23 protein-coding genes and 1 pseudogene are annotated in these 26,408 nt (G+C 74.4%); 5 read left to right on the top strand and 19 right to left on the bottom strand.

From position 1 onward, the window contains the following. Positions 1 to 20: 20 nt before the first annotated feature. The 5 genes from DFQ13_RS34240 to DFQ13_RS30000 form a co-directional block, all read right to left on the bottom strand. Positions 21 to 179, bottom strand: a complete 159-nt coding sequence (locus tag DFQ13_RS34240; protein ID WP_181400212.1) for a hypothetical protein — start codon at positions 177 to 179, stop codon at positions 21 to 23. 67 nt (positions 180 to 246) lie between these two features. Beyond that, positions 247 to 2,718 (bottom strand): hypothetical protein, encoded by a 2,472-nt coding sequence (locus tag DFQ13_RS30015; RefSeq protein ID WP_110082212.1) that lies wholly within the window; start codon positions 2,716 to 2,718, stop codon positions 247 to 249. Beyond that, positions 2,708 to 3,664, bottom strand: coding sequence for a thiopeptide-type bacteriocin biosynthesis protein (locus DFQ13_RS30010; protein WP_110082211.1), 957 nt, complete (start codon positions 3,662 to 3,664; stop codon positions 2,708 to 2,710). The genes DFQ13_RS30015 and DFQ13_RS30010 overlap by 11 nt, the downstream gene beginning before the upstream one ends. A 91-nt stretch (positions 3,665 to 3,755) precedes the next feature. After that, on the bottom strand, positions 3,756 to 4,043 hold the full coding sequence (locus DFQ13_RS34235; RefSeq protein WP_035277714.1) for a hypothetical protein: 288 nt from the start codon (positions 4,041 to 4,043) through the stop codon (positions 3,756 to 3,758). Positions 4,044 to 4,110: 67 nt separating this feature from the next. Beyond that, positions 4,111 to 5,214: a polyprenyl synthetase family protein gene (locus DFQ13_RS30000; RefSeq protein WP_219994704.1), complete on the bottom strand. Its 1,104-nt coding sequence runs from the start codon at positions 5,212 to 5,214 to the stop codon at positions 4,111 to 4,113. Between the two features lie 472 nt (positions 5,215 to 5,686). Here DFQ13_RS30000 and DFQ13_RS29995 point away from each other — a divergent pair, with 472 nt between their 5' ends. Further along, a complete protein-coding gene (locus DFQ13_RS29995; RefSeq protein WP_110082209.1) occupies positions 5,687 to 7,597 on the top strand; it encodes a 1-deoxy-D-xylulose-5-phosphate synthase in 1,911 nt (636 codons plus the stop codon). A gap of 520 nt (positions 7,598 to 8,117) precedes the next feature. On the opposite strand, the gene DFQ13_RS29985 is transcribed toward DFQ13_RS29995, so the two are convergent. From DFQ13_RS29985 to DFQ13_RS29970, 4 genes are read right to left on the bottom strand one after another with little or no spacing between them, the layout of a single operon-like run. Next, positions 8,118 to 10,502, bottom strand: coding sequence for an ATP-binding cassette domain-containing protein (locus DFQ13_RS29985; protein ID WP_110082207.1), 2,385 nt, complete (start codon positions 10,500 to 10,502; stop codon positions 8,118 to 8,120). Between the two features lie 31 nt (positions 10,503 to 10,533). After that, positions 10,534 to 10,944, bottom strand: coding sequence for a VOC family protein (locus tag DFQ13_RS29980; protein WP_110082294.1), 411 nt, complete (start codon positions 10,942 to 10,944; stop codon positions 10,534 to 10,536). A gap of 5 nt (positions 10,945 to 10,949) precedes the next feature. Next, the gene (locus tag DFQ13_RS29975; RefSeq protein ID WP_035277719.1) at positions 10,950 to 11,399 is read right to left on the bottom strand and encodes a helix-turn-helix transcriptional regulator; all 450 of its coding nucleotides are present in this window, start codon (positions 11,397 to 11,399) and stop codon (positions 10,950 to 10,952) included. Next, a complete protein-coding gene (locus tag DFQ13_RS29970; protein ID WP_110082206.1) occupies positions 11,380 to 12,420 on the bottom strand; it encodes a helix-turn-helix transcriptional regulator in 1,041 nt (346 codons plus the stop codon). The genes DFQ13_RS29975 and DFQ13_RS29970 overlap by 20 nt, the downstream gene beginning before the upstream one ends. 61 nt (positions 12,421 to 12,481) lie before the next feature. Between DFQ13_RS29970 and DFQ13_RS29965 the strand changes: the two genes are divergently transcribed. Both DFQ13_RS29965 and DFQ13_RS29960 read left to right on the top strand, forming a co-directional pair. Continuing rightward, entirely contained in the window at positions 12,482 to 13,069 is a 588-nt protein-coding gene (locus tag DFQ13_RS29965) for a DinB family protein (protein ID WP_110082205.1), read from the top strand. Between the two features lie 4 nt (positions 13,070 to 13,073). Next, positions 13,074 to 14,171, top strand: a complete 1,098-nt coding sequence (locus tag DFQ13_RS29960) for a winged helix DNA-binding domain-containing protein (protein WP_110082204.1) — start codon at positions 13,074 to 13,076, stop codon at positions 14,169 to 14,171. Positions 14,172 to 14,250: 79 nt separating this feature from the next. On the opposite strand, the gene DFQ13_RS29955 is transcribed toward DFQ13_RS29960, so the two are convergent. Then, the gene (locus DFQ13_RS29955) at positions 14,251 to 17,280 is read right to left on the bottom strand and encodes a glycine--tRNA ligase (RefSeq protein ID WP_233438638.1); all 3,030 of its coding nucleotides are present in this window, start codon (positions 17,278 to 17,280) and stop codon (positions 14,251 to 14,253) included. A 418-nt stretch (positions 17,281 to 17,698) separates the two neighbouring features. Between DFQ13_RS29955 and DFQ13_RS29950 the strand changes: the two genes are divergently transcribed. Together DFQ13_RS29950 and DFQ13_RS29945 are read left to right on the top strand one after the other, a co-directional pair. Further along, positions 17,699 to 19,471 (top strand): ABC transporter ATP-binding protein, encoded by a 1,773-nt coding sequence (locus DFQ13_RS29950; RefSeq protein WP_110082203.1) that lies wholly within the window; start codon positions 17,699 to 17,701, stop codon positions 19,469 to 19,471. Between the two features lie 232 nt (positions 19,472 to 19,703). Further along, entirely contained in the window at positions 19,704 to 20,399 is a 696-nt protein-coding gene (locus DFQ13_RS29945; RefSeq protein ID WP_110082202.1) for a DUF5710 domain-containing protein, read from the top strand. A gap of 4 nt (positions 20,400 to 20,403) precedes the next feature. On the opposite strand, the gene DFQ13_RS29940 is transcribed toward DFQ13_RS29945, so the two are convergent. The 9 genes and pseudogenes from DFQ13_RS29940 to DFQ13_RS29905 all read right to left on the bottom strand — a co-directional run bounded on the left by DFQ13_RS29940 (position 20,404) and on the right by DFQ13_RS29905 (position 26,404). Next, on the bottom strand, positions 20,404 to 20,811 hold the full coding sequence (locus tag DFQ13_RS29940; RefSeq protein ID WP_219994703.1) for a VOC family protein: 408 nt from the start codon (positions 20,809 to 20,811) through the stop codon (positions 20,404 to 20,406). A 53-nt stretch (positions 20,812 to 20,864) separates the two neighbouring features. Continuing rightward, positions 20,865 to 21,083 carry a hypothetical protein gene (locus tag DFQ13_RS35365; RefSeq protein ID WP_233438654.1) on the bottom strand — a complete coding sequence of 73 codons (219 nt, stop codon included), beginning with the start codon at positions 21,081 to 21,083 and terminating at the stop codon, positions 20,865 to 20,867. Positions 21,084 to 21,121: 38 nt separating this feature from the next. Next, positions 21,122 to 21,823: pseudogene (locus DFQ13_RS29935) on the bottom strand (LysR family transcriptional regulator); the annotation flags it as partial. 347 nt (positions 21,824 to 22,170) lie between these two features. Next, positions 22,171 to 22,581, bottom strand: coding sequence for a hypothetical protein (locus tag DFQ13_RS29930; RefSeq protein WP_146241401.1), 411 nt, complete (start codon positions 22,579 to 22,581; stop codon positions 22,171 to 22,173). A gap of 420 nt (positions 22,582 to 23,001) precedes the next feature. Beyond that, positions 23,002 to 23,724: a thioesterase II family protein gene (locus DFQ13_RS29925; RefSeq protein ID WP_110082201.1), complete on the bottom strand. Its 723-nt coding sequence runs from the start codon at positions 23,722 to 23,724 to the stop codon at positions 23,002 to 23,004. Beyond that, positions 23,721 to 24,815, bottom strand: a complete 1,095-nt coding sequence (locus tag DFQ13_RS29920; protein WP_146241400.1) for an alpha/beta fold hydrolase — start codon at positions 24,813 to 24,815, stop codon at positions 23,721 to 23,723. The genes DFQ13_RS29925 and DFQ13_RS29920 overlap by 4 nt, the downstream gene beginning before the upstream one ends. After that, positions 24,812 to 25,432: a 4'-phosphopantetheinyl transferase family protein gene (locus DFQ13_RS29915; protein WP_110082199.1), complete on the bottom strand. Its 621-nt coding sequence runs from the start codon at positions 25,430 to 25,432 to the stop codon at positions 24,812 to 24,814. The genes DFQ13_RS29920 and DFQ13_RS29915 overlap by 4 nt, the downstream gene beginning before the upstream one ends. Then, positions 25,344 to 26,174 (bottom strand): 2-oxo acid dehydrogenase subunit E2, encoded by an 831-nt coding sequence (locus DFQ13_RS35840; RefSeq protein ID WP_219994702.1) that lies wholly within the window; start codon positions 26,172 to 26,174, stop codon positions 25,344 to 25,346. Before DFQ13_RS35840 ends, DFQ13_RS29915 begins: the two co-directional genes overlap by 89 nt. Continuing rightward, positions 26,171 to 26,404: an acyl carrier protein gene (locus DFQ13_RS29905; RefSeq protein ID WP_110082198.1), complete on the bottom strand. Its 234-nt coding sequence runs from the start codon at positions 26,402 to 26,404 to the stop codon at positions 26,171 to 26,173. The genes DFQ13_RS35840 and DFQ13_RS29905 overlap by 4 nt, the downstream gene beginning before the upstream one ends. Positions 26,405 to 26,408: the final 4 nt, after the last annotated feature.

The following is a 26,408-nucleotide window of genomic DNA, read 5'->3' as shown; positions in this document are numbered from 1 at the left end:
CCGCTCCTTTCCGGCTCAGCTCAGCAGTACCAGTGCCAGGACCAGCCGCCGCCGCAGCCGCCGCTGCACAGGAGCAGTGACACGGCCTCCCCGCGGTCCGCGGAGTCCAGTTCGGTGATCTGCGCGTCGAGTTGCTCGACAAGTTCGTCGAGGTCGGCGAGTTCCACTGTGGATTGCACGGTGTTCTCCTTCGCTTGACTGACTTCCCCACCGGTGGACCCGGTGGTGCTCGGGGGCGGGTCGGCGCTACACCGCCGTCACGAAGCGGTTCGCCGCCTCGGTGGGCGGGCTCAGGCCGCGCCACGCCCTGGCCGCCCGGTCGGCCACCCGGGCCAGCCCGGGGTCCGGTGGGAGGCGGATGACCAGTTGGGCGGCGAGGCCCTGGCCGAGTTCGTCGCGCACCGGCAGGTGCTCCGGGTCGGGCAGCATCTCCTCCAGCACGAGCGCGGGGACAGCGGGGTCGGCGAGCAGGCGGTCGAACACGCGCAGCGCGGTGACGCTGTCCAGGTCGACCGGTCGCGGTCGCCGCCCGCCCGCCGCCCGCACGAAGTTCCAGCGCGGGGCGCCGGTGGCCGCGCGCAGGTCCGCCAGCCTGCGCACCCGCTCGACCACCGGGTCGCCGGGGCTCGGCAGGGCCGCGCGTTCGACGCGGACGGTGGCCCCGGCGATCACCAGCCCGCCGTCGAGCACCAGTCGGGGGGTGCGGGCGCGGCCGGGGAAGGCGGCGGCGGGGTCGCCCAGGAGCAGCGGTGCGGCCAGGTGGCCGATGGGCGCGGCGGCGCTGAGCAGCGCCACCACGACGTCCCACGGTGCCATCGGGGTCCGGGTGGCGTGGCAGACCGGCCACAGCGGCTTGCCGTCGGCGTCCTCGGCGACGACCCGCCCGTCCCGCCTGCGCACCAGGACGCGGTCCAGCGGCAGGTAGCGCCCCGGTCCCGCCTGCCCGGCGAAGTAGGTCGACAGGTCGGCGTCACCGGTCCAGGTGCGGGTGTAGCGGGGTCTGCGGACCGCGTTGGCGCTGCGGTCGTCCTGCGGGGGCACCAAGACCTCGACGACCTCCGCCCCGCACCGGGTGGTGACCTCGGCCAGGAAGCCGCGGTAGTCCTCGACCTGCGGCACCCGGCCGTGCAACTGGTGCAGCGCGTCGGCGAATCGGGCGTCGAGCACCCCGGCGGGCAGCACGGCCTCCAGCACCGCCACCGGCCCGTCGCCGGGCAGCGGCCGCACCAGGCAGTCGACCGGCCACGGCGGCAGCGCCGCGGGTGGGGCGCCGACCCGGTCGAGCGCGGCGGCGTCGATGTCGACCTCGTCGGCGTCGGCGTGCCCGGCGAGCCAGTCGGCCAGCCGCCGGTAGGCGCTGCCCGGCCGCGGTTCGGGCCACTCGGTGGCGGGCGGGGTGGGCGGGCGGTGCTCCGCGCCGTCGAGGAATTCCGCGACGACCTCGGAGGCGGGCCGGGGTTCGGGGCCGACCAGGTCGAGCACCGGGTGGCCGCCACCGGTGCCCCCGGCGTCCTCGGCCAGGACCGCGCCGAGCCTGCCCGCCTGGGCGACGAGCCCGGCCAGCCGGGTCACCGCGGCGGCGGGGACGTGCCCCCGGCCGCGGCGGTAGACGTCGACGAAACCCCTGTCCGCCACCACCCCGCGCGGGTTGGGCGACCAGTCCCGCAGGTTCGACACCGGCTGGGCGGAGAGCTGGAGCACGCCCAGCCCGACCAGGTGGCGCAGGAACGCCCGCACCGTCGGGTGGTGCCGGTCCTCCGGGGCGAGCAGCCGGACCACGTCGGCGGTCCGCAGCGCCCCCGGGCCGAGCAGGTGCCGGACGGCGTCCACCGCCGGGGTGCGGCGGACGCGCACCAGCCGCAGGCCCTTGGTGCTGTCGTGGTCGGCCACCCAGCAGCACAGCCGGGCCCCCCGCACCCAGTGCAGGCCGGTGATGCTCAGCCAGGCGTCGGGCAGGTCGGCGGCCGTGGCCAGCACCCGGCGGTCGGCCTGGATGTTCGACAGCGAGTGCACGGCGTAGTCGGTCACCTCGAACCCGGGCAGCAGCCGGGTGTCGCGGTCCGGGGCCACGCCCACGAGCGCGACCTGCCCGAGCCAGCCGCGCGGGGTCGTCTTCAGCGCCGCCCGCGACAGCAGGCGCAGCAGGTAGTCCGCGCGCTGGCGCAGCCGCTTGTCGGTCCACCGCTCGCCCGCGGCCAGCCTGCCGCGGATCTCGTCGAGCACCTCGGGGGCGGTCTGGGAGACCACCCTGGCGGCGGTGGGGGAGTCGGTGACCAGTTCCCACGGCAGCGCGGCGAGCCTGCTCCGCTCGGCGAGCACCGCGTCCGCGCACTCCGCGCGGGCGGTGGTGAGCGCGGTCGACCAGGTCGCCGCCCGGACCAGGTCGTCGGTCAGCGCCTGCGGCACCCCGAGGGCGACGCCCACGACGGCCAGGCGCCTGCACTGCGGCCCGTCGACCGGTTCGCCGCGGGTGAGCTGCCTGCGCAGGGTGATCGCCGAGGTCCGCACCGGCGCGGACAGGTCGGGGTGCGGCACCAGTTCGGCGCTGACCCGCTCGGCAAGCCCGGCGGCGAACGACCGGTGGTCGGCCTCGTCGCGGCTCAGCCGCCGCAGGGCGTCGAACAGCCCGGGGTTGCCCGCTTCGGCGACCAGGGCGGCCGGGACACCGGAGACGCGCAGCAGCCCGGCGGGGCCCTCGGGGCGGAAGTCAGCGGACATGGCCGTCCGTCCCGGCGAGCGCGGTGGCGATCAGTGCCTGGGTGCCCGGGCTCAGCGCGGCGCGGTTCCAGTGGAAGATCGTGTAATAGCAGGCCGCTTCACGGGGGCCGATGACGGCGCGTTCGGTGCCGAAGTACTCCGCCCACCACCGCTCGCACAGCGGGCGCACCCGTTCGGCGTGCCGGTCGGCCAGCGCGCGGACGTCGGCGGGCAGCGCCGCGGCCAGTGCGTCGGGGTCGGCCCAGTGCCCGCGCAGCCGCGCGGTGACCGGGCCCTCGACCGGGGCCGACCCCGGGGGCGTGCGGCGGCCGGAGTCCGCCACCCGGCCCCAGACGTCGCGATCCTCCCAGCCGACGACCCGCAACCCGTCGAACACCGCGCGCAGCATCAGCAGCGACAGCGCCCAGGCGGGGGTCTCGCGCGCGGTGGCGTGGTGCTCCAGCCAGGTCAGCGAGTCCACTGTGAACAGGCGGTGCACGTGCGGCATGGACTCGTTCCCGCCGAACAGGTGCGCCTCCGGCTCGTAGACCGCCGAGCGCACGCCCCGGACCAGCCCGGCCGCCCGCCACCGCTCGGCGTGGCGCCGGACCTCGGCGCGGACGAACTGGCCGTGGCCGCGGGCCGGGGCGAAGCGGACCCGCAGCCCCGGCGGCTTGTGCATGAAGAAGAACTCCGCGGCCGCCCCGCCGTCGAGCAGTTCATGCGCGGTCGCGGCCAGTTCCGGGTACAGCGCGGACAACCCGCCGGGCGCCACCTCCAGGCCGAGCTGCACCCACTCGCCGCCGCGGGCCGCGCGCAGCGCCGCCGTGCCCGCGGCCAGGAACGTCCGCTGCGCGTCGGTCAGCTCGCCGCCCGCGACGTCGGAGAGCGCGCTCGCGCAGTCGGCGAGGAACGCCGCCATGGGGGCCACCCCCTCGGCCGGGGGCGCGGTGGTGGGCAAGGACATGTCGACTCCACTCGGGGTGCGGGAGGTGGTCGGGGGAGCGGTGGTGCGGAGTGGACCGGTGGGGCCGGGGTCACTGCCGCCGCGGTGGGCCTCAGGAGGCGTCGTCCGGCTCCACGTGGATCAGCAGCCAGCCGCCTTCGCACTTCCACGATTCCTCTTCCAGCGCCTCGGACTGCTGGGCCATCGTCCCCACCTGCGTGCAGAAGCCCTCGGTGCCGAAGAAGAACACCGGGAACCACATGCCCTCGGGCGTGGGCGCGGACGCCGCCGCGGGCGCGGGCGGGTTGCCCGCGGGGGCGGGCTGCGCGGTGGCCGAGCCCGCCGAGCCGACGGCGAACGCGGCCGTGAGCAGGGACGCGGCGAGGGCGGTGCGGATCATCTTTTTCCTCCTGTTGGGATTTCACGGCCCGCCTGCGGTGCGCAGGCGGTTGTCGGTGGTGTGCCGGTCAGCGGTCGCGGTGGACCACGGTGTCGGCGAGGTCGGCGAGCACCCCCCGGACGGGGTGGGGGATCGCGCTGTCGGCCAGCGCCGAGAGCGCCTGCTCGGTGCGGTCGGCGATCAACCGCTCGACCAGCGCCGCCGCGCCGGTGCCGTCGATCACCGCGCGCAGCGCCGCCGCCCCCGCCTCGTCGAGCAGCGGGTTGCCGTACAGCTCGCGCAGCACGGCCCGCTGCGCGGCGGTGGCGCGCTGCCCGGCCACCGCGACGAGCACGGTCGGCTTGCCCTCGCGCAGGTCGTCGAGCACCGGTTTCCCGGTGACCGCCGGGTCGCCGAACACGCCGAGCAGGTCATCGCGAAGCTGGAACGCCTCGCCCAGCGGGCGGCCGTACTCGGCGCACCGCCGCGCCAGATCGGCGTCACCACCGGCCGGGGCGACGCCGATCTGCAACGGGCGCTCGACGGTGTAGCGGGCGGTCTTGAGCCGGACGACCCGCCAGGCGTGGGCGAGGGCGTCGCCCGCGGGCCGGTGGTGCAGGTCCAGGTACTGCCCGGCCATGACCTCGGTGCGCATCGCGTCGAGGAACGGGCGCGCCGCGGCCACGCGGTCGGCGTCGAACCCGGTGCCGTGCAGCAGTTCGTCCGACCACACCAGGCACAGGTCGCCGAGCAGGATCGCCGCGTTCTCCCCGAAGCGGTCGGCCGCGACCGCGGCGGTGCCCCCGGCCCGGTCCGGGCAGCGGGCGGCCGGCTCGCGGTGCACGGTCGGGTTGCCCCGCCGCAGGTCGGAGCCGTCCATCAGGTCGTCGTGGATGAGGGCGAAGGAGTGGAACAGCTCCAGCGCCGCGCCCACCGCCGCCACCGCGCGCTCGTCGGGGTCCCCGCCCGCGGCGAGCCAGCCGCAGTGGCAGAAGACCGGCCGCAGGCGCTTGCCGCCCGCGACGAACCGGCGCACGGTGTCGACCACCGGCGGCAGGCACTCGTCCGCGGCGTTCGCCGCCTTGCCCGCCAGGAAACCGTCGAGCACGACGTCGACCTGGCGCCGGACGGCCGCGGCCAATGCCTTCCCGGAGACCGGTGAATGCGGTTCCATTTGCGTGGCGAGTGACATTTGCCCTCCCAGGCGTGCTTTCACGCCACGGTTGGAGAAAGGCGGCGGTTGGCGCTGTCGGCAATTGCTTCACGAACGTAACACTCGCCTGGGGCATCGTCAGTACGACTACCGGCCCTTTTGCCCTGCCAGCCGTTAGCGGGATGCCCTCCTACCGATCGGGGTGTATGACCGGTCGGAAGACACCGTCCGTGTCCAGGGCGTTCGCCTGATGGTGCCGCGATTTTTTCTGGTTCGGGATGTTTGAACGGACAAGTCAAGTCCCCGACCAGGAGACCACCTGTCGAGGCGAGGCGGAAACAGGCTTTCGAGTGAGAATCCCGAACCCGGCCGGATTTCCGGTTGAACGCGGCGCAGGCTGTCGTATGGTGGAGATCATTCCTGATCCCGGACTCCTCCTGGCGACCCGGGTGCCTGCCTCCTCTTTTACCCGGCTCGCCAGGATCATTCGACGACGCCCCAGGACGCGATCATGAGTGGACAGATCCTGACCGGCCCGGCACTCCCCCTCGGCCGGGGCGGGCCGGTCCCCGAGACCGCCGCCCCCGCCTTCCCGGACGCCCTGCTCGACCGCGTGCGCGGCCCGGCCGACCTGCGCGGGCTGACCGCGGCGGAGCTGCGCGGCCTCGCCGCGGAGATCCGGGAGCTGCTGGTCGAGGTGGTCACCCGGGTGGGTGGGCACCTCGGGCCCAACCTGGGCGTGGTGGAGCTGACGATCGCGCTGCACCGGGTCTTCGACTCCCCGCGCGACGCGATCGTGTTCGACGCCGGGCACCAGGGCTACGTGCACAAGCTCCTCACCGGCAGGCGCGCGGAGTTCGCGCTGCTGCGCCAGGCGGGCGGGCAGTCCGGCTACCCGAGCCGGGCCGAGTCGCCGCACGACCTGGTGGAGAACTCGCACGCCTCCACCGCCCTGTCCTACGCCGACGGCCTGACCCGCGCGTTCGCGGGCAAGCGCGGCAAGCGGCACGTGGTGGCCGTCGTCGGCGACGGTGCGCTGACCGGCGGCATGTGCTGGGAGGCGCTGAACAACATCGCGGTCAGCGGTCGCCCGGTGGTGGTGGTCCTCAACGACAACGGCCGCTCCTACGCCCCGACCGCGGGCGCCGTCGGCAGCCACCTCGCCCACCTGCGCGAGGACGCGGGCGGCTACCACCTGTCGGTGTTCGAGAGCCTGGGCATGTCCTACGTCGGTCCGGTCGACGGCCACGACGTCGGGGCGCTGGAGGCCGCGCTGGGGAAGGCGCGCGCCCTCGGCCGCCCGGTCGTGGTGCACTGCGTGACCACCAAGGGCAAGGGGCACCCCCCGGCCGAGCGGGACGAGGCGGACCGCCTGCACACGGTGCCCCCGGCGAACGCCGAGAGGCCCGCGGGCCCCACGTGGACGTCGGTGTTCGCCCGGGAGGTCGTGGAACTGGGCAGGCGGCGCCCGGACATCGCCTGCCTCAGCGCGGCGATGCTGCGGCCCACCGGGTTGCAGGCCTTCGCCGAGGAGTTCCCGGAGCGGACCCACGACGTGGGCGTAGCCGAGCAGCACGCGGTCACCAGCGCCGCCGGGCTGGCGATGGGCGGGCTGCACCCGGTGGTGGCGGTGTGCTCGACGTTCCTCACCCGGGCGCTGGACCAGGTGCTCATGGACGTGGCCCTGCACGCGCTGCCGGTCACCTTCGTGCTGGACCGGGCCGGGGTCACCGGCGACGACGGCCCCAGCCACCACGGCGTGTGGGACCTGTCGCTGTTGCAGGCGGTGCCCGGCCTGCGGATCGCGGCCCCCCGCGACGGCGAGCAACTGCGCGCGCTGCTGGGCGAGGCCGTGCGGGTCGACGGGCCCACCGCGCTGCGCTTCCCCCGCGGCGAGACCGGCCCCGCGGTGCCCCGGCTGCGCGCGGAGGGCGGGGTGGACGTGCTGTACGAGTCCGGCCGCCGCGACGTCGCGCTGGTGACGGTCGGCCCGATGGCGCTGCCGGGGGTGCGCGCCGCGCTCCGGCTCGGTGAGCGGGGCACCGGGGTCACCGTGTGCGACCCGCGCTGGGTGAGCCCACCGAGCCCGGCGCTGGTCGACCTCGTCGCCCGGCACCGGGTGGTCGTCTGCGTCGAGGACGGCGTCCGGGTCGGCGGGGTCGGCGCCCGCCTCGCCCAGGCGGTGCGCGACGCCGGGCACGACACCCCGGTGCACGCCCTCGGCCTGCCCGCCGAGTTCCTGCCGCAGGGCCCGCGCGCCGACATCCTGCGCCGCCACCGCCTCGACGCGGTGGGCCTGGCCAAGACCATCACCGCGCTGGTGGAAGGGGACCACTCCCGGGGTGCCGACCCTGCCGCCGAGGCGGAGGTGCCGCACCCGCGCGGTCGGGGCGGTGATGCCCGGCCCCGGTCCGGTCGGTGACCACCACGCCGACCGCCGACGCGGTCTCCGGGAACGGCGGCAGGTCCGCGCGGGTGTCGCTGGGCTGATCGGTGACCACGATGGGCACCTGCGACGGCACGCCGTCCGGGGTGTCCGCGGCGAGGCAGCGGGGCACGTTCGCCGCCCAGTCGATGTTGCCCCGGATCGCGTGCCCGAGGCAGTCGAGGTGGCGGGCCAGTTCGGCGCTCGCGCGAGCGCGGACCCGGTCGCGCAACCACGGGAACCGACCCATGATCCGGTCGCGCAGCGCCACCGCAGTGGAACGGCGGGGGGCGGAAGCCGACGCCCAGCGCGGTCACGGGCGGGCCTTCCCGGTCATCGATCCCATTGCTCTCTCCTGTCTGCTGTGGGCAGGCGGCGGGAGGAGTGCCGCCTGCCCACAGCAGGAGGAGTCCACTGCGGACTCGACCGGTGTTTTCCCTTTCGCCCGAAGGGGACCGGCGTTCCCGGTGGGGCCGCGCCCGTTCACCGGATCGACTGAGCCAGTGCGCGGAACCGGTCAGGCTCCGACGTAGTCCGCGAGGTGTTCGCCGGTCAGGGTGGAGCGGTCGGCGACGAGGTCGGCCGGGGTGCCCTCGAACACGACCCGGCCGCCGTCGTGGCCCGCGCCGGGACCGAGGTCGATGATCCAGTCGGCGTGCGCCATGACCGCCTGGTGGTGCTCGACGACGATCACCGACTTGCCGGAGTCGACCAGCCGGTCGAGCAGGCCGAGCAGTTGCTCCACGTCGGCCAGGTGCAGGCCCGCGGTCGGCTCGTCGAGCACGTACACCCCGCCCTTGTCGGACATGTGCGTGGCCAGCTTGAGCCGTTGCCGCTCGCCGCCGGACAGCGTGGTCAGCGGCTGGCCGAGGCTGAGGTAGCCCAGCCCGACGTCGGCGAGCCTGCCCAGGATGGCGTGCGCCGCCGGGATGCGCGCCTCGCCCGCGCCGAAGAACCCCTCCGCCTCGGTCACCGACATCGCCAGCACCTCGGCGATGTCGCGCCCGCCGAGCCGGTACTCCAGCACCGACGCCAGGAACCGCTTGCCCTCGCACTCCTCGCAGGGGCTGGCCACCCCCGCCATCATCGCCAGGTCGGTGTAGGTGACACCGGCGCCGTTGCAGGCGGGGCAGGCGCCCTCGGAGTTGGCGCTGAACAGGGCGGGCTTGACGCCGTTGGCCTTGGCGAACGCCTTGCGGATCGGTTCGAGCAGCCCGGTGTAGGTCGCCGGGTTGCTCCGCCGCGAGCCGCGGATCGCGGTCTGGTCCACCGACACCACGCCCGCCCCGGGCGGGATCGAACCGTGGACCAGTGAACTCTTGCCCGAACCCGCGACCCCGGTGACGACGCACAGCACCCCGAGCGGGATGTCCACGTCGACGTCGCGCAGGTTGTGCCTGGTGGCGCCGCGCACCTGGAGCGCGCCGGTGGGGGTGCGCACGGAGGACTTCAGCTTCGCCCGGTCGTCGAGGTGGCGGCCGGTGGTGGTGCCGCTGGCCCGCAGCCCGTCGAGGGGGCCCTCGTAGCAGACGGTGCCGCCCGCCGCCCCCGCGCCGGGACCGAGGTCGACGACGTGGTCGGCGATGGCGATCGCCTCCGGCTTGTGCTCCACCACGAGCACCGTGTTGCCCTTGTCCCGCAGTTGCAGCAGCAGGGTGTTCATCCGCTGGACGTCGTGCGGGTGCAGGCCGGTGGTCGGCTCGTCGAAGACGTAGGTGACGTCGGTGAGCGCCGACCCGAGGTGGCGGATCATCTTGACCCGCTGCGCCTCCCCGCCCGACAGCGTGCCCGAGGGCCGTTCCAGCGCCAGGTAGCCCAACCCGATCTCCACGAACGAGTCGAGGGTGTGCAGCAGCGCGGCGAGCAGCGGCGCGACCGACGGCTCGTCGAGGCCGCGCACCCACTCGGCCAGGTCGCTGATCTGCATCGAGCAGGCCTCGGCGATGTTGGTGCCGCCGATCCGGGAGGAGCGGGCCGCCTCGCTGAGCCGGGTGCCCGCGCACTCGGGGCAGGTGGTGAAGGTGACCGCCCGGTCCACGAACGCCCGGATGTGCGGTTGCAGCGCCTCGCGGTCCTTGGCCAGGAACGACTTCTGGATCTTCGGGATCAGCCCCTCGTAGGTGAGGTTGACGCCGTCGACCTTGACCTTGGTCGCCTCCTTGTACAGGAAGTCGTTCATCTCCTTCTTGGTGTACTTGCGGATCGGCTTGTCCGGGTCCACGAAACCCGACTCGGCGTAGACCCGCACCGTCCAGAAGCTGTCGGACTTCCAGCCGGGGATGGTGAACGCGCCCTCGGCGAGGGACTTGGAGTCGTCGTAGAGCTGGGTCAGGTCGATGTCGGAGACCGAGCCCCGCCCCTCGCAGCGCGGGCACATGCCCCCGGTGATGGCGAAGCTGCGCCGCTCCTTGACCGTCTTCCCGCCGCGCTCGATCGTGACCGCGCCCGCGCCGCTGATGGAGGCGACGTTGAAGGAGAACGCCTGCGGTGAACCGACGTGCGGCTGCCCGAGCCTGCTGAACAGGATGCGCAGCATCGCGTTGGCGTCGGTGGCGGTGCCCACGGTGGACCGGGGGTCGGCGCCCATCCGCTGCTGGTCGACGATGATCGCGGTCGTGAGCCCCTCGAGCACGTCCACGTCGGGCCGCGCCTGCGTCGGCATGAAGCCCTGCACGAACGCGCTGTAGGTCTCGTTGATCAGCCGCTGCGACTCCGCGGCGATCGTGCCGAACACCAGGGAGCTCTTGCCCGAACCGGAGACGCCGGTGAAGACCGTCAGCCTGCGCTTGGGGATCTCGATGCTGACGTCGTCGAGGTTGTTCGCCCGCGCGCCGTGCACGCGGATGAGGTCGTGGCTGTCCGCGCTGTGGACCGGTGGGCGCGGGTCCGTCCTCTTGGTCATGTCTTCGTCGTCTCCATCCGTGGGGCGGGGCTCAGCGCAGTTCCTGGATGCGGACCAGGTTGCCCGCGTCGTCGCGGACGGCGCAGTCGCGGACCCCGTAGGGCTGCTCGGTCGGCTCCTGGACGATCTCGACGTCGGTGGCCTGCAACCGGGCGAAGGTGCCGTCGAGGTCGGGGGTGGCCAGCAGGACCGCGGCGTAGCTGCCCTTGGCCATCATCTCGGTGATGGTGCGGCGCTCGTCCTCGGTGACACCGGGGTCGGCGGCGGGCGGGTGCAGCACGATCGAGGTCCCCGGCTGGCCGACCGGGCCGACGGTGATCCAGCGCATGCCGCCGTAGCCGACGTCGTTGCGGACCTCGAAGCCCAGGGTGTCGCGGTAGAAGGCCAGGGAGGCCTCCGGGTCGGTGTGCGGGAGGAAGCCGGCGTGGATGGTGATGTCCATGGCGCTCACGCTAGGTGCGGCTCGGGCACCCGCGCTTCTCGATTCCTGACCGGTCTGGTGACCTGCTTGGCCACGCACGAAGGCATCCCCGCCGTCGCCTGCGCCGCCTGCCGCCGGTAGGTGCTCGGCGGCACCCCGACCAGCTCGGTGAACCGGGTGCTGAACGTGCCCAGCGACGAGCACCCCACGGCGAAGCACACCTCGGTCACGCTGAGGTCGCCGCGGCGCAGCAGCGCCATCGCCCGCTCGATCCGCCGCGTCATCAGGTAGCCGTACGGCGACTCCCCGTAGGCGAGCCGGAACTGGCGGCTCAGGTGCCCGGCCGACATGTGCGCGCCCCTGGCCAGCGCCTCGACGTCCAGCGGCTGCGCGTACTCCCGGTCGATGCGGTCGCGGACGCGGCGCAGCCGCGCGAGGTCGCGCAGGTGCCGCGCTTCATCGGGTCTGCTGGTCACGGGCGAATCCTGCCACGCCGCGACCCGGGGGGTCACCGTCCACAGGAAACCGCCGCCGCGCGTCCCCGGCGTGGGCGTAGCGGCGGGCGAGGTGGGCGAAGGCGTCGCGCAGTTCGGGCGGGCCGACGACCTCGACGTCGGTGTCGAACCGGCCGAGCGCGGTGGCCAGACCGGTCCAGGACCACGAGCCCAGCAGGAGCCTGCACCGGTCCGGGCCCAGTTCCTCCACGACGCCGTCACCGATGTAGGCGGACACCACGGCGGCGGGCAGGTCGAGGATGACTTCGCCGCGGCAGGGCCAGCCGCCGGTGGGGTCGGAGCCGCGGAAGCGGTTGGCCACGAAGGCGGGCACGTCGCCGCCGGGCAGCTCGCGGGGGGTGAAGCGGGGGCCGGTGGGGGTGCGCGGGGTGATGCGGTCGGCGCGGAAGGTGCGCCAGTCGTCGCGGTCGAGGTCCCAGGCGAGCAGGTACCAGCGGCCCGCGCGGGTGACGAGGTGGTGCGGTTCGACCCGGCGCGGCGGGGGATCGGCCCGCTCCGGCGGGGTCGCGGGTGTGTAGTCGAAGCGCAGCACCTCGCGGGCGTGGACAGCGGCGCTCAGGGCGGTGAGCACGGCGCTGTCGACCCGGGCGTCGGACCGGTCGACGGCGGTGACCCGCAGGGTGTCGATCCGGTGGCGCAGCCGGGCGGGCATGACCTGCCGGACGGTGTTCAGCGCCCGCGCCGCGGCCTCCCCGATGTCCGCACCGGAGGCGGCGGCGAGCTGCAGGGCCACGGCGAGGGCGACGGCCTGGTCGTCGTCGAACAGCAGCGGCGGCAGCTCCGCGCCCGCGTCGAGCCGGTAGCCGCCGTCGGGGCCCTTGACGGCCGCGATGGGGTAGCCGAGTTCGCGCAGGCGGTCGACGTCGCGGCGCACGGTGCGCGCGCTGACGTCCAGCCGCTCGGCCAGCAGCGCCCCCGGCCAGTCCCGGCGCGCCTGCAACAGCGAGAGCAGTGCCAGCAGGCGGGTGGAGGTCTTCGGCATGTCCCCATCCTGCCCGCAGAAGCGGACACATCCTGTCCGCCACCCCTGCCACTGTTGCCCCATGCCGAACGACGCGAAGACGACCACCACCCTCGACGCCGAGCGGGCCGACCTGCTCGCTGCGCTCGCCAAGGCCCGCGCGGCCCTCATCGCCACGACGAGCGGCCTCGACGACGGGCAGGCGGCCGCGCGCCCGACCGTCAGCGAGCTGTGCCTGGGCGGGCTGGTCAAGCACGTCACCGCCGTGGAGGAGGGGTGGCTGGGCTTCGTGGTCGACGGCCCGGTGGGGATGTCCTACGACCTGCCCGACGGTGTCACCTGGGCCGACGTCATGGCCGGGACCGCTCGCGAGTACCCGGAGTGGATGATCGAGCACCGCGAGGGCTTCCGCATGCGGCCCGGCGAGACCCTGGCCGGGGTGGTCGAGCGCTACGAGCGGGTTGCCGCCCGCACCGCGGAGGTCGTCGCCGCCATCCCCGACCTGTCGGTGACCCACCCGCTGCCGGACGCGCCGTGGCACGAGCCCGCCGGGGGTGTGCTCAGCGCGCGCGGGGCGCTGCTGCACGTCCTCGCCGAGACCACCCAGCACGCCGGGCACGCCGACATCCTCCGCGAAACCCTCGACGCGCGGAAACCGCTGGGAGCATGACCCGATGACCGTGTTGGACACCCGGGCGCTCAACCGGGCCACGCTCGCCAGGCAACTGCTGCTCGACCGCGCCGACGTGCCCGTCCTCGACGCCGTCGCGCACCTCGGCGGGGTGCAGGCGCAGGAACCGCAGGAACCGTTCACCGGGCTGTGGTCCCGGCTGCGCGGGTTCGACCCGGCTGCGCTCTCGGACCTGCTGACCGGGCGGCAGGTGGTGCGCACCCACCTCATGCGCCGCACCGTCCACCTGGTGACCGCGGCGGACGCCCTGGCCTGGCGCACCCGCCACGACGCCATGCTGCTCCAACGGGTGCTCGGCGCCTACCGCCGCGAACTCGCCGGGGTCGACCTCGACGCGCTCGCGGCGGCGGGCCGCGCGGTCCTCGCCGACGGTGAACCCCGCTCGATGGGCGACCTCGCCAGGGCGGTGGTCGACCGCTGGCCCGCCGCGGGCCCCCGGCCGCTGGGGGAGGCGCTGGTCGCCGCCCTCATCCCGGTGGTGCAACTGCCGCCGCGCGGCCTGTGGCGGGTGCGGGCGGGCGCCCGGTACGCGCCGATGTCCACCTGGCTGGGGCGCGCGGTCGACCCGGCTGGGGATGGTCCTGACCTCGTCGGTCAAGCCCTGGTCCGGCGCTACCTGGCCGCTTTCGGGCCTGCTGCCACGGCCGACGTGCGGGCCTGGAGCGGTCTCGCGGGTCTTCCGGCCGCGGTGACGGCCCTTCGTGGGGAGCTGGTCACCTTTCGTGACGAGCGCGGCCGGGAACTGCTGGATCTCGCCGACGCCCCGCGCCCCGACCCGGACACCCCGGCCCCGGTGCGGTTCCTGCCCGCGTTCGACAACGCACTCCTCGGCTACGACGACCGCGGTCGCATCGTGGACACCGCTCACCGTGGTCTGTCGGTGGCGGGGGAGCGGGCGGTCCTGGTGGACGGGCGGGTCGCCGGGACCTGGACCGTGGAGGCGGGCACGGTGGTCGTCGCTCCGCTGCGCCGCTTCTCGCGGGCTGAACGGGACGCGGTCACCGAAGAGGGGCAGGAACTCGCGGTGTTCCTGTCCGACAAGGAGAGCGATCGCGTCCGGATCGCCGGTCCGGCCCGCTGAGCGCCACGAGCGGTGCACAGTGGACACCCGGTCCCCGGGGCGAGGCGGCACCCGATCTCCGGGTGCCGCCTCGGACCGGCTACAGCGCCTTCCAGTCCACCACGCCCTCGGCCAGGGCGGTGATGGTGGCCAGCAGGCCCAGCCGGGCGGCGCGGAGGCGTTCGTCCTCGGCCATCACCATGACCCCGTCGAAGAAGTCGTTGACCGGGGTGACCAGGGGGGCGGCCAGGGCGGTGAAGTCGGCCAGGTCGCGGGGGCGGCCCGCCAGGCGGGCGGCGACGGCGGCGACCACCTCGTGCAGGGCCAGTTCCGCCGGTTCGACCAGGTCGCCCGCGTCGTACTGCGCCGGGGTCCCGACGGGGACGATGCGGCGGGCGCGCTGGAGGACGGCGGTGAGGGCGGCGAAGTCCTCGTCGCCGACGCGCTTCTCCAGTTCCGCCAGGGTGGTGTCGGCGGTGGCAGGGGCGTCGGCGAGGGGGAGGACCGCCTGCACGAGGTTGTGCTCGTGGCCCGCGTCGAGGAGTTGCTGCTCGTAGCGGCGGATGGTGAACTCCCTGGCGTCGGCCAGGGCGTCCTCCTCCAGTTCCACGCCGTGGGCGGTGATGCGGGCGGCAGCGGCGGCCAAGCCCTCGGTGAGGGTGATGGCGGCGACGGCGGGGGTGGCGCGGAGGATGGTGACGACACCGCCCGCCGCGCGGCGCAGGCCGAACGGGTCGGAGCTGCCGGTGGGGGTGGCGCCGATGGCGAACAGGCCCGCGAGCAGGTCGAACCGGTCGGCCAGGGCCAGGACCGCGCCCGCCGTGCTCTCCGGGGGCGTGTCCGACGCGCTGCGCGGCTGCTCCATCTCCGCCAGGGCCTGGGCGACCTCGGGGGTCTCGCCCGCGCGGGCGGCGTACTCGCGGGCCATGGTGCCCGCCAGGCTGGACAGCTCGACGACCATGTGCGAGGCCAGGTCGAACTTGGTCAGGGCACCCGCCCGCCGCACCGTGGCCCGGTCCTCGGTGGACAGCCCGGCCAGCTCGGCCAGGGTGCCCGCCACGGCGGCGATGCGGTCGGCGCGGTCGGCCATCGAGCCGAGGCGCTCCTCGAAGGTCAGCTTGACCAGGCCCAGGCGGTGCTGCTCCGGGGCGATCTTGAGGTCGGCGCGCCAGAAGAAGGCCGCGTCCTCGTAGCGCGCCCGCAGCACCGCCTCGTTGCCCGCGCGGACCAGGTCGCGGTCGCAGTCGCCGTTGGCGACGGCCACGAAGTGCGGGAGCAGGCCGTTCGCGCCGCGCACCGGCAGGTAGCGCTGGTGCTTGCGCATGACCGTGGTGAGGATCTGCTCCGGCAGGTCCAGGTACCGCTCGTCGAAGGAGCCGAGGATGGTGTTGGGCTCCTCGACCAGGTTGGTGACCTCGTCGACCAGGGCGGCCTCGGCGGTGGTGTCGACCGTGCCGCCGACGGTGGCCGCCAGCTCGGCCGCGTCGGCGACGATGCGCTCCCGGCGCTGCCCGGCGTCGGCGACGATGCCGTGGCCCGCCAGGAACTCCAGGTAGCCCTCGGCCGAGGGGACGCGGACCTCCGGGTCGGCGGCGGTGCGGTGCACGCGGGTGGTGGTGCCGCTGCGCAGCGACGACACCGCCACCGGCAGCTCCGCCTCGCCCAGCATCGCCAGCAGGTACCGGACCGGGCGGCTGAACGACAGGCCCGGGTCGCGCCAGCGCATGTTCTTCTCCGCGCGCAGCTCGGTGACCACCTGGGCGAGCACGTCGCTGAGCACGGTCATCGCGCCCCGGCCCACGTCGGTGCGGACGACCGCGACGTGCTCCACGCCGTCGACGTCCACCCGCACCAGGTCGGCGGGGTCGACGCCCTGGCCGCGGGCGAAGCCCTGCGCGGCCTTGGTCGGGTTGCCGTCGGCGTCGTAGGCGGCGGTGACGCGCGGGCCGCGCACGGTGCGCTCGGCGTCCGGCTCGGCGGGCTGCACGTCCCGCACCAGGGCGATGATGCGGCGCGGGGTGGCGTACCCGCTGATCTCACCGTGGCCGAGCCGGGTGGCGGCCAGCTTGCCCGCCAGCACCTCGCGCACCCAGGTCGCGGTGGCGGTCACGTCCGAGTGCGGCATCTCCTCGACGCCGATCTCGAACAGCAGGGTGGCGGGCGCGTCGACCTCCGGCAGCGGCGCGGGCACCGAGGCGGGCGCCAGTGGCGCGACCACACCCAGCGGGTGCTCCAGCTCCTGCCTGCGCTCGGCCCAGAGCTGGGCGGCGCGGCGGGTCAGGGTGCGCATCTGCCCGAACGCCTTGGCCCGCTCGGTGGTGCTGATCGCCCCGCGCGCGTCGAGCACGTTGAACGCGTGGCTGCACTTGAGGACCTGCACGTACGCGGGCACCGGCAGGCGCGCGTCGAGCAGCCTGCCCGCCTCGGCGGCGTACTCGTCGAACATCCGCTTGGTGGCCTCGACGTCGGCGTCGTCGAGGTAGTAGCGGCTCATCTCGTACTCGGCCTGGCCGAAGATCTCCCCGTAGGAGATGCCGTCGGCGTAGGCGATGTCCTTGAAGTGGGCCACGCCCTGCAACGCCATCAGGATGCGCTCGAGCCCGTAGGTGATCTCCACCGACACCGGGTCCAGCACCAGGCCGCCCGCCTGCTGGAAGTAGGTGAACTGGGTGATCTCCAACCCGTCGAGCCACACCTCCCAGCCCAGGCCCCAGGAGCCGAGCGCGGGGGAGGCCCAGTTGTCCTCGACGAAGCGGATGTCGTGGGCGCGGATGTCGACGCCGAGCGCCTCCAGGCTGCCCAGGTACAGCTCCTGCGGGTTGCCCGGGTCGGGCTTGAGGATCACCTGGAACTGGGTGTGGGTCTGCAACCGGTTGGGGTTCTCGCCGTAGCGGGAGTCGTCGGGGCGGACGCTGGGCTCGACGTAGCCGACCCGCCACGGCTCGGGGCCGAGCACCCGCAGCATGGTGGCCGGGTTCGCGGTCCCGGCACCGACCTCGGTGTTGAACGGCTGGGTCACCAGGCAACCTCGCTCGGTCCAGTAGCGCTGCAGTGCCAGCAGCGCGTCCTGCATCGTCGGCGCGCTGTTGGTGCTGTCCACCCGGACGTCGTGCTCGCTGCTGTCGGTCACCGGTTCCGAACCCCTCGTACGACCTGGTCGGTTGAACCTCTCGGTTCATTCAGGAACGGCATTCTGCCACGTGGCGGATCGCCTCCCGGCGCCCGCCGCTGCCGCGCCCGAGCCGGTCGCCACCGCCCCGACCGGGGACAACCGGCGTCACCGCATCGGCGGACCCGGTTCCCGCGGGCATCACCGCGCGCAACGCCACGACCCGGCGGACCTCCCCCCATCCGGGCACCGCCACCGGTCCTCGCCCGGCCGGGCGAATCGACCTGGCCGGGTGCGGAGATCCTGTGCCACGCTGGGTGGTGCGGGGCTCCCCGTCCGGCCCGGCGAACCGGCCACCCCGAGCGCCCGGCCGATCGAGCCCTCCGGCCGCAATCAGCGGGCAACCCGCCCACCGACCTCACGCACCCCGGGGACCACATTGACCACCCGCACCGACAGCCCGTCCGCCCTCAGCGTCCTGGTCGGCTACGCCCGCCCCCACCGCGCGGTCCTGCTCGGCAGCCTGCTCCTGGTCCTCGTCGCGGGTGCCGCGGGCCTGGTCCAACCCCTCGTCGCCCAGCACGTGCTGGAGTCCCTCGGCACCGAGGGGGCCGTGCTGCCGTGGGTGCTGTTCCTGGCGGCGCTGGTGGTGGCGGGGGCGGTGCTGACCGGCGTGCAGTCCTGGTGGCAGCAGCGGACCGCCGAGCGGGTGGTCCGCCACGTGCGGCAGGACCTGGTGTTCCGCCTGATCCGGCTGCGGGTTCCCGAACTCGACCGCCGTCCGCCCGGTGACCTCACCGCCCGCATCACCTCCGACAGCACCCTCGTGCAGAACGCCGCCACCGAGGGGCTGGTGCAGGTGGCCAACGGCATCCTGATGACGCTCGGGGCCGTCGTGCTGATGGGCGTGGTCAACATCGTGCTGCTGGGGGTCACCGCGTCGGTGATCCTGGTCGTGGCAGTCCTGCTCGGGTTGGTCCTGCCGCGCATCCGGGCCGCGGTGGCGCGCGCCCAGGAGTCCGTGGGCGCGATCGGCGCGGCACTGGACCGGACGCTGGGCGCGTCCAGGACCGTCAAGGCCAACGGGGCCGAGGCCAGGGAGACCGAGACCGCCAACGCCGCGGTGGAGCAGGCCTACCGGGCTGGTCTGGTCGGTGCCCGGTACGTCGCCGTGGTGAAGGTGCTGTCCGGGGTGGCCATCCAGGCGGCGTTCCTCGCGGTGCTGGGGGTCGGCGGCGCCCTGGTGGCCTCCGGGGACATGTCGGCCCCGGCGCTGATCGCCTTCCTGCTCTACGTCTTCTACCTCACCGGTCCGCTGGCGTCCCTGGCCGGTGGCCTGGGCACCCTGCAACAGGGGCTCGGTGCCGTCACCCGGATCGACGAGGTGGCCAGGATGCCCATCGAGACCGACGTGGACGTCGAGGTCGAGGCGGTGGCCGGGGCCGCGCCGCTGGTCGAGTTCGACCGGGTGGAGTTCGCCTACCCCGGTCGCGGGCCTGCGCTGCGCGGCGTGTCCTACACCGTGCCGCCGGGGACCAAGACGGCGCTGGTCGGGCTGTCCGGGGCGGGCAAGACCACCATGTTCGCCCTGTTGCAGCGGTTCTACGAGCCCACGGCGGGTGCGATCCGCATCGACGGCGTGGACATCGCCACCCTGCCGCGCGCCGAGGTGCGCAGGCGCATCGCCTACGTCGAGCAGGACGCGCCGGTGATGGCGGGGACCATCCGGGCCAACCTGCTCTACGCGGCCCCGGACGCCTCCGCCGCCGAGATCACCGAGGTGCTGCGGGTGACCCGGCTCGACACGTTCGTCGACCGGCTGGAGCACGGCCTCGACACCGAGGTCGGTGCCCGCGGCGTCACCCTCTCCGGCGGTGAGCGGCAGCGGTTGGCCATCGCCCGCGCGCTGCTGCGCAAGCCGGGGGTGCTGCTGCTCGACGAGGCCACCGCGCAGCTCGACGCGCGCAACGAGCACGCCCTCGGCGAGGTCGTCGACCAGGCGGCCCGCCGGTGCACGGTGCTGCTGATCGCCCACCGGCTGTCCACGGTCACCGGCGCCGACCAGATCATCGTCCTGGAGCACGGCCAGATCCGGGCCCAGGGCACCCACGGGGAACTGGTGCGCACCGACCCGCTCTACCGCGAGCTGGCGGCGACCCAGATGCTCGTCCCCGCCGATCCCGAGCCCACGGGCCTGGCGGGTGTGGGCTGACCCCCGGAGCGGTGGGTGTGCTGTCCGACGTGACGCGAGAACCTGAATTCCGGTGGAGTCGGGCCGCGGTCTGTGGTGTGGTCAGTGGCGAGGACTTTCCGTGGGTGGACGGGCGCGGTCCGCAGGGGTGTCTGCCCGAGGGGGGTACGGGCAGGCACCCCCGCGGACATCCCCGCCGCGCGGGTGCTCGCTAACCTGGGGTGCGCTCGGCACACCACGGGAGGCGGCGGCGTTGGTTGAACGCGTCTGGCTCGACGTCCCCTTCCGCGACAAGGACGAGGCGAAGTCCGAGGGCGCGCGGTGGGACCCGGCGGCCAAGCGGTGGTACGCCCCCCGCGCGGGGGTGCCGGGCCTGAGCCGCTGGGAGGCGCTGCCCGACGTCCCCGACCTGCTGCCCGGCGAGGACCGGGGGTTCGGCGCGGGCCTGTTCGTCGACCTGGTGCCGAGTTCGTGCTGGTTCACCAACGTCCGCTCCTGCGTCGACCCCCGCGACTGGGAGCGGCTGCGCCGGATGGTCACCCGCCGCGCCGGGCAGCGCTGCGAGGTCTGCGCCCGCCCGGAGGCCAGGGCGGAACAGCGCTGGCTGGAGGTCCACGAACGCTGGTCCTACGACCCCGACCGGCGGGTGCAGTCCCTGCGCCGCCTGATCTGCCTGTGCACCGACTGCCACCGCACCACCCACTTCGGGCTGGCCCAGGTCAGGGGAACCGACGGCGTGGCGCTCGCGCACCTCATGTCGGTCACCGGCTTCTCCCGGCCGCGGGCCGAACAGCACGTGCGCGAGGCGTTCGCCACCTGGGACCAGCGGTCCCGCACCCACTGGTCGCTGGACCTGGACATCCTGACCGGTGCGGGAGTCACCGTCGTACCCCCGCCGGACCCGGCGGCCCGCTCCCGCGCGGCGGGTGACGCGCTCGGGCGGGGCTGAGCGCTCACCCGGTCGCGGCGCGGTGGACGATGCGGGCGACCAGGCCCGGGTTCCACTGGACGTACTCCACCACCACGCCGTCGGGGTGGCGCAGGTGGTACCCGAAGCCGGTCGCCGACTCGAAGCGGCTCACGGTGGTGGCGCCGAGGTCGAGCAGGACCCGCCGGGCGGTCTCGACGTCCTCGACGACGAGCGGCCCGTGGCTCTCGCGGTAGCGGGGCAGGTCGGCGGCGGGCGCGGCGATCAGCAGGACGTCGCCCACCGCGGCGAGTTCGGCGTCCTCGAAGGGGAAGCGCAGGTCAGCGGGGCGCCCGACGACGTGCTCGAACACCGGAAGGGAGGTGTCGAGGTCGTCGACGAACACGCGGGCGTAGGTCTTGAGGACGGTGATCTTCTGCGGTGCGTCGGTCATGGTCACACCCGATCGCGAACCACCCACGCGCGTCCGCCCCGATACCGGAGCGGCTACTGCTCCGATACCTCCCGGGTATGGGGGCGGCCGAGGCGTTCGAGGTGCCTGCCGGTGTCGGGGCAGTGCACGGCGACCGTGGCCAGGAACGCGTCGAGGACGGGGGAGCGGTCGTCGGCCCGGAAGCTGAGCACCAGGTCGGGCAGGGGCAGCGCCGGTTCGACCTCCAGGACCCAGGTGTCCGCGCGGGCCGCCGCGCGAGCGCGCGAGCGCACGAGGGCAGCAGCCCGATGCCGACCCCGCAGGCGGCCAGGCCGACGGTGGTGTGCACGTCACGGGCCCGGGTGACGGTGGCCGGGGCGCGGCGCGCGTCGTCGAGCAGGGAGCGGATCGCGTGCGCGGTGGCGGGTTCCTCGGCGTCCGGCGCGGCGATCAGCGGTTGGGCGCGGAGCTGGTCGAGGTCCACCCGGCGCTGCCCGCTGAAGGGGTGGGCCAGGCCGCACACCGCGATCAGGTGGTCGTGCGCCACCGGGATCGCCGAAAGCCCCTCCGCCCCCTTGTCGCGCGGCGCCCCCCGGGTGATGGCGATGTCGGCCTCCCCACCGAGCAGCGCCGCACCCCCGCGCCGCGTCGACGCCTCCTCCAACTCCAGGGTGACCGCCGGGTGCCCGCCGCGGAACCGGGCGAGCAGGGACGGCAGCAGCTCCAGCAGCGCCGAGCCGATGAACACCACCCGCAGGTGCCCCACCTCCCCCCGGGCGGCCCGCCGCGCCTCGGCGGCCCCGGCGTCGACCTCCCCGAGCACCCGCCGCGCCCGCCCGACGAACACCGCCCCCGCCGCAGTGGTCCTCGCCCCGCGCGCCACCCGCTCGAACAGCACCACCCCCAACTCCCGCTCCAACGCGGCGATCTGCCGCGACAGCGGGGGCTGGGCGATCCCGAGCGCCTCGGCCGCCCGCCCGAAGTGCCCGTGCTCGGCGACCGCCACGGCGTAGCGGAGGTGGCGCAACTCCATCAGCCCACCCTAGGCCGTGCCCTGTCCAGGGCCGGGGGTTCGGTGGGTGTTCCGACGGCACAGCCGGGCAGGCGGCAACCAGCCGCCAAGAACCCCACCGGCGCAGCCGCCGACCGCCAGTCCGGCTACGGGTCCACCCACCCGGGCACACCCCGAAGATCCCGGGTTCTTGGAACACGGCCACGGTCAACCAGGTTTGACGAGGCGGGCCGTCGGGCGGAGGTCGAATCCCGAGTGGACAGCGCAACGGCCGGTCGAGCGGAGTGCCTGCGGCTCCGCCCGACCGGCCGTTGTGGGCCGGAAGCGTCTCGGTCTCCCCGAGCGGTGTCCGGGGCGCCTGCCGGTGCTCACCCGGCACGGTCCTCCGTGCTGGTGGGCCTGGTGGTGGAGGACGGGCACTGCGTCGCCGAGGAGGACGAGGTCTCGCTCGGTTCCTCGGTGGGTTCCACCCGCTCGACCTCAGCGGCTCGCGGGCGCTCGGTGAGCCGGACCGGGGCGGCCTCTTCCACCGCCGCCGCCGCGCCCATCCGGTTCTCCTCGTCCTCCTCGTCGTCGTCATCGGACGGTTGGGTGGAGGTGGTGCAGCTCGGCGGGAACGACGACGGCGGGGTGGAACTGGACGTCGGCGCGGCGCGGTCGGATGCCGTGGGGATCGGGTCCTCGGGCGCTGCCGTGGCGAGCGCGACGGAGACACCGGCCAGGGACACGACGGTCGCTGCGGCGAGAGCGGCGGCGAGCCGGGTGGCCTTACGACTCATGTGGCGGGCCTTTCTCGGTGGTCGGGATCGCTGTTCAAGACCTACCAAGAAGCACGCCCGCCGACGAGTGGATCATCCGGCCGGGCTGCGCTGAGCGTGTGGGTTTCAAACGGGATTTTCCGGGTCCCCGTCTCGGAAGGATGAGGTACAAGGTCCCATTTCGCGGTGCGTGACGGCCGACCCGCGAAGGGGTGCGCATTCGGGGAATCGTCACCCGGATGGTTCGGGTTGGTCGAATTCCTTCGAATCGGGCATCCCGCTTCCGGTGGACGCTGACTCGGGTAGGCGCCACCCGGGTCGGCGGGCGGTGGTGGGCAAGCGGGTACGCCGCCTGCCACGCGGCGTGGGAAAGGGCTGGGCGGCGAACAGGCACGCCCCGGCCGCCGACGCCGCGACCACCCCCCGCAGACACGGGTGGGGTCAGCCGACGGGGACCTGGGTGTGGCGGCGGGTGAGGGTGAAGACCTGGTCGCGGAGGTCGGAGTCCTTCGCGGTGACCATGAAGTGGCCGCCGGGGAGGAAGCTGAGGCCGAACTCGGCGGTGGTGTGGTCGCTCCAGGCGGCCAGTTTCTCCATCGTCACCAGGGGGTCCTGGGTGGCGCCGAAGGCGTGCAGGGGGATCGGGAGGGGGGTGGCGGCGGTGGCCGGGTGGCTGGCGCAGACGCGGAGGTCGTCCTTGACCACGGCCAGGAGGGGGCCGAGCCACTCGGGGCGGCGGAGGAATTCCGGGTGCATGCCGTCGATGTCGCAGAGGGTCCTGGCCAAGTCCAGGTCCGGTAGCTGCTCCAGGGCGAGGCGGATGGGTTCGGTGTGCGGGGCGACGTAGGCGGCGACGATGAGGGCGGCGGGGTCGCGCAGGCCCAGTTCGAGGCGGCGCTGGGCGAGGCGGTAGGCGATGAGGGCGCCCATGCTGTGCCCGAAGAGGACGTGCGGTCCGGCGAGGACCGGTTCCAGCTCCGGTAACAGGGACTCCACCAGCGCTTCGAGGTCGGTGTGGCGGGGTTCGGCGATGCGGCTCTCCCGGCCCGGCAACTGCACCGGGTGGATGTCGAAGTCGTCGGGGGCGTTCTTGCGCCAGTCGCGGAACGTGGACGCCGTGCCGCCCGCGTGGTGGAAGCAGACCAGGGTGGGGCGCTGGCTCATCGGGCTCTCCTCAGGGTGGTGCGCAGGCGCAGCGCGGCGCCCAGGGCGGCGGTGGCCGGGCCGGTGCCCCGGCTCCACGCGATCAGCGACCGGACGATCCACAGCTTGGTGTCGGTGAGGTGCGCGGGGGAACCGTGCACGTCGTCGAAGCGCAGCCGGTCGAGGTTCGGCAGGGTGGCGGCGAGCAGGGTGCTGTCGGCGGCGGGGACGATCTCGTCGCGGGCGCTGACCACGTAGCCCACGGGGATGCGGACGTTCGCCAGTTCCTCACGGGTGAGCGCGTACGCGGGCAGTTCCGCCGCCAGGTCCTGCTGCGGCAGGCCGGTGACGTGGGCCAAGGTGCGCTTGGTCGTCTCCGGGACCCGCTGCCACCACTGCGCGTCGGTGAAGAACGAGCGCACGGGGGCGCCCACGGTCAGGATGCCGCGCACCCTCGGGTCGCGGGCCGCCCAGCCCAGGGCCATGGTGCCGCCGAAGCTCATGGCCACCGCGTAGACGTCCCGGTACGGCGTCAGCTCGGCCACCGCGTCGGCCAGGGCCGAGAGCATCCGGTGCGAGTCCGGGCGGTAGCGCAGCGGGTTCTCACCCACACCGGGCATCTCGGTGACGACCACGGCCATGCCGAGCCTGCCCGCCGCCGTGAGGAACTGGCCCCACTGCTCCTTGATGGAGACGATGCCGCCCATGATGACCAGCAGCGGTTTGCGCGCGGTGGTGTCCAGGCCGCTGGTCCACACCGGCAGCTTGGCGCCGAGGACGTCCAGCTCGCGCCGCTGGATGCCGCCCACCCCGGTGCGCCACTCGTCGAACGCCGCCACGCAGGCCGCGCCCGCCGCGCGCTGGCCGTCGGTGTCCGGGTAGGGGAAGCGGGCCAGGTTGTAGCGGCGGCAGGCGTTGAGCGGATCACCTGCGGCCAGGGCCGCGTCGCCCGCCGTGGTCCAGGCGTGCGACCAGGAGCCGGGGGCGTCGTCGCCGAGGCGGCGGGCGTCGGCGAGGATCGCGCGGGCCTGGGCGGGGGTCATGCCCTGCGCCCGGGCGTGCAGCAGGACGAGGTCGGCCACCTCGTCCACATAGGACAATATTGACGTCACGCTGTTTCCTTCTCCCAGGGTCCCAGGGCCGTCGTGAGCCGGTAGCGGTCCGCGACGACCTCCGTGTGCACCCGCCAGCCCGGCGGCGGGCGGTCCGCGCGCACGGTGCGGAAGTCGAGCAGCAGGCCCTCGCCGCGCGCCTTGGCGATGGCCTCCTTCACCGTCCACAGCCGCACCGGGTCGTCGGTGGGCTCGGCCGGGTGGCAGGCGCGGGCGCGGAACGCGGGGGAGTCGACCGGCCGGTCGCGCACCTCCACATCCACCCCGACCCGGCCCGCCTGCGACACCGCGACCGCCAGCACGTCGCCGGTGTGCGCCAGGCTGAAGTCGATCCCGGGCACCGGCTGCCCGTCCTGGTCGGCCAGGCCCGGTTTGCCGCGTGCGTCCTTCACCAACCGCACCGGGTGCCCCAGCACCCGGAACGCGAACCACTTGGCGAAGGCGCGCGAGGCGACCAGCCGGTCCCGGAACGCGCCGTCGCGCGCCCGCTGGTGGCGGTCGAACTCCCCGTCCAGCAGGTTCGCCAGCTCAGGCCGGTTGCGGTTCGCGGTCTGCCACGTGCTCGACAGCGCCCACGCCGTCCACGTGCCCGGCAGGGGTGGCGGCTCCGGTGACATCGCAGTCCTCCAGCGCGGTCTTGAGCGCGGCGAGCAGGTCGGCGGCCATCGCCCCGTCGATCACCCGGTGGTCGAAGGTCAGGCTCAGCGGCAGCAGCGGCCGGACGACCACCTCGCCGTCGCGGACCACGGGCGTGGGCGTGATCCGCCCCAGCCCGATGGTCACCGTGGTGCCGCCGTGGGAGAAGAACCGGTGGACGGGGGCGTGGCCGAGGGAGGTCAGCGCCACCGTGCCCATCCGCTTGTGCCGCCCGGACAGGCCGTTGGCCAGCCGGAACGCCAACCGGCCCAGGGGGATCGGCAGCTTCTGGAGCTTGCGCACGCCGTCCAGTTCGCGGATGTCCGCGACCGGGGTGTCGCGCAGCCGCTCCACGGCGTTCTGTAGGTGGTCGAGGGTGCAGCCGTCGACGTCGGGCAGCACGACCGACAGGACCGAGCGCACCCCGTCGACCCGCTTGTCCAGGGTCAGCTTGACGTCCACCGCGGTGTGCCGGGCCGTGCGCGGGCGCAGCGACCCGGCGAAGGCCGCGTTGGCCTCCGGGAACCCCGGCAGCACCCGGCCCAGGACGAACATGGCGTAGCTGACCACCGAGTACCTGCGCCCCAGCTCCCGGTGCGCGAGGAGGGCGGTGGCGTCGACCTCGGTGTCCAGGTAGACCGGGGCCGCCGCCCCGGCGAACCGCAGGAAGTGCAACGTCTGCCTGCGGGCCGCCGGGACGGGCACGATCTCCGGGGTGCTCACGCCGCGACCGCGGCGCTCGCCGCCGCGTGCAGGTCGCCGAGCGACTTCGCGTCCAGCAACTGGGCGATCCGCAGGGTGATGCCGTGCTCGGCCTCCAGCGCCGAGAGCACCTTGAGCAGGTGCACCGAGTCCCACCCGGGCAGGTCGTCGAACCCGGTGGCCAGGTCGGCGGTGTCCAGCGGCAGGCCGGTCTCGGCCTCGACCAGCTCGACGAAGTCGGTCTCGGTCATCGCG

The organism is Actinokineospora spheciospongiae, assembly GCF_003182415.1.
Lineage (GTDB): Bacteria > Actinomycetota > Actinomycetes > Mycobacteriales > Pseudonocardiaceae > Actinokineospora > Actinokineospora spheciospongiae.
Note: the sequence above shows the minus strand (reverse complement) of the source record. Positions and strands in the feature narration are given on the sequence as shown.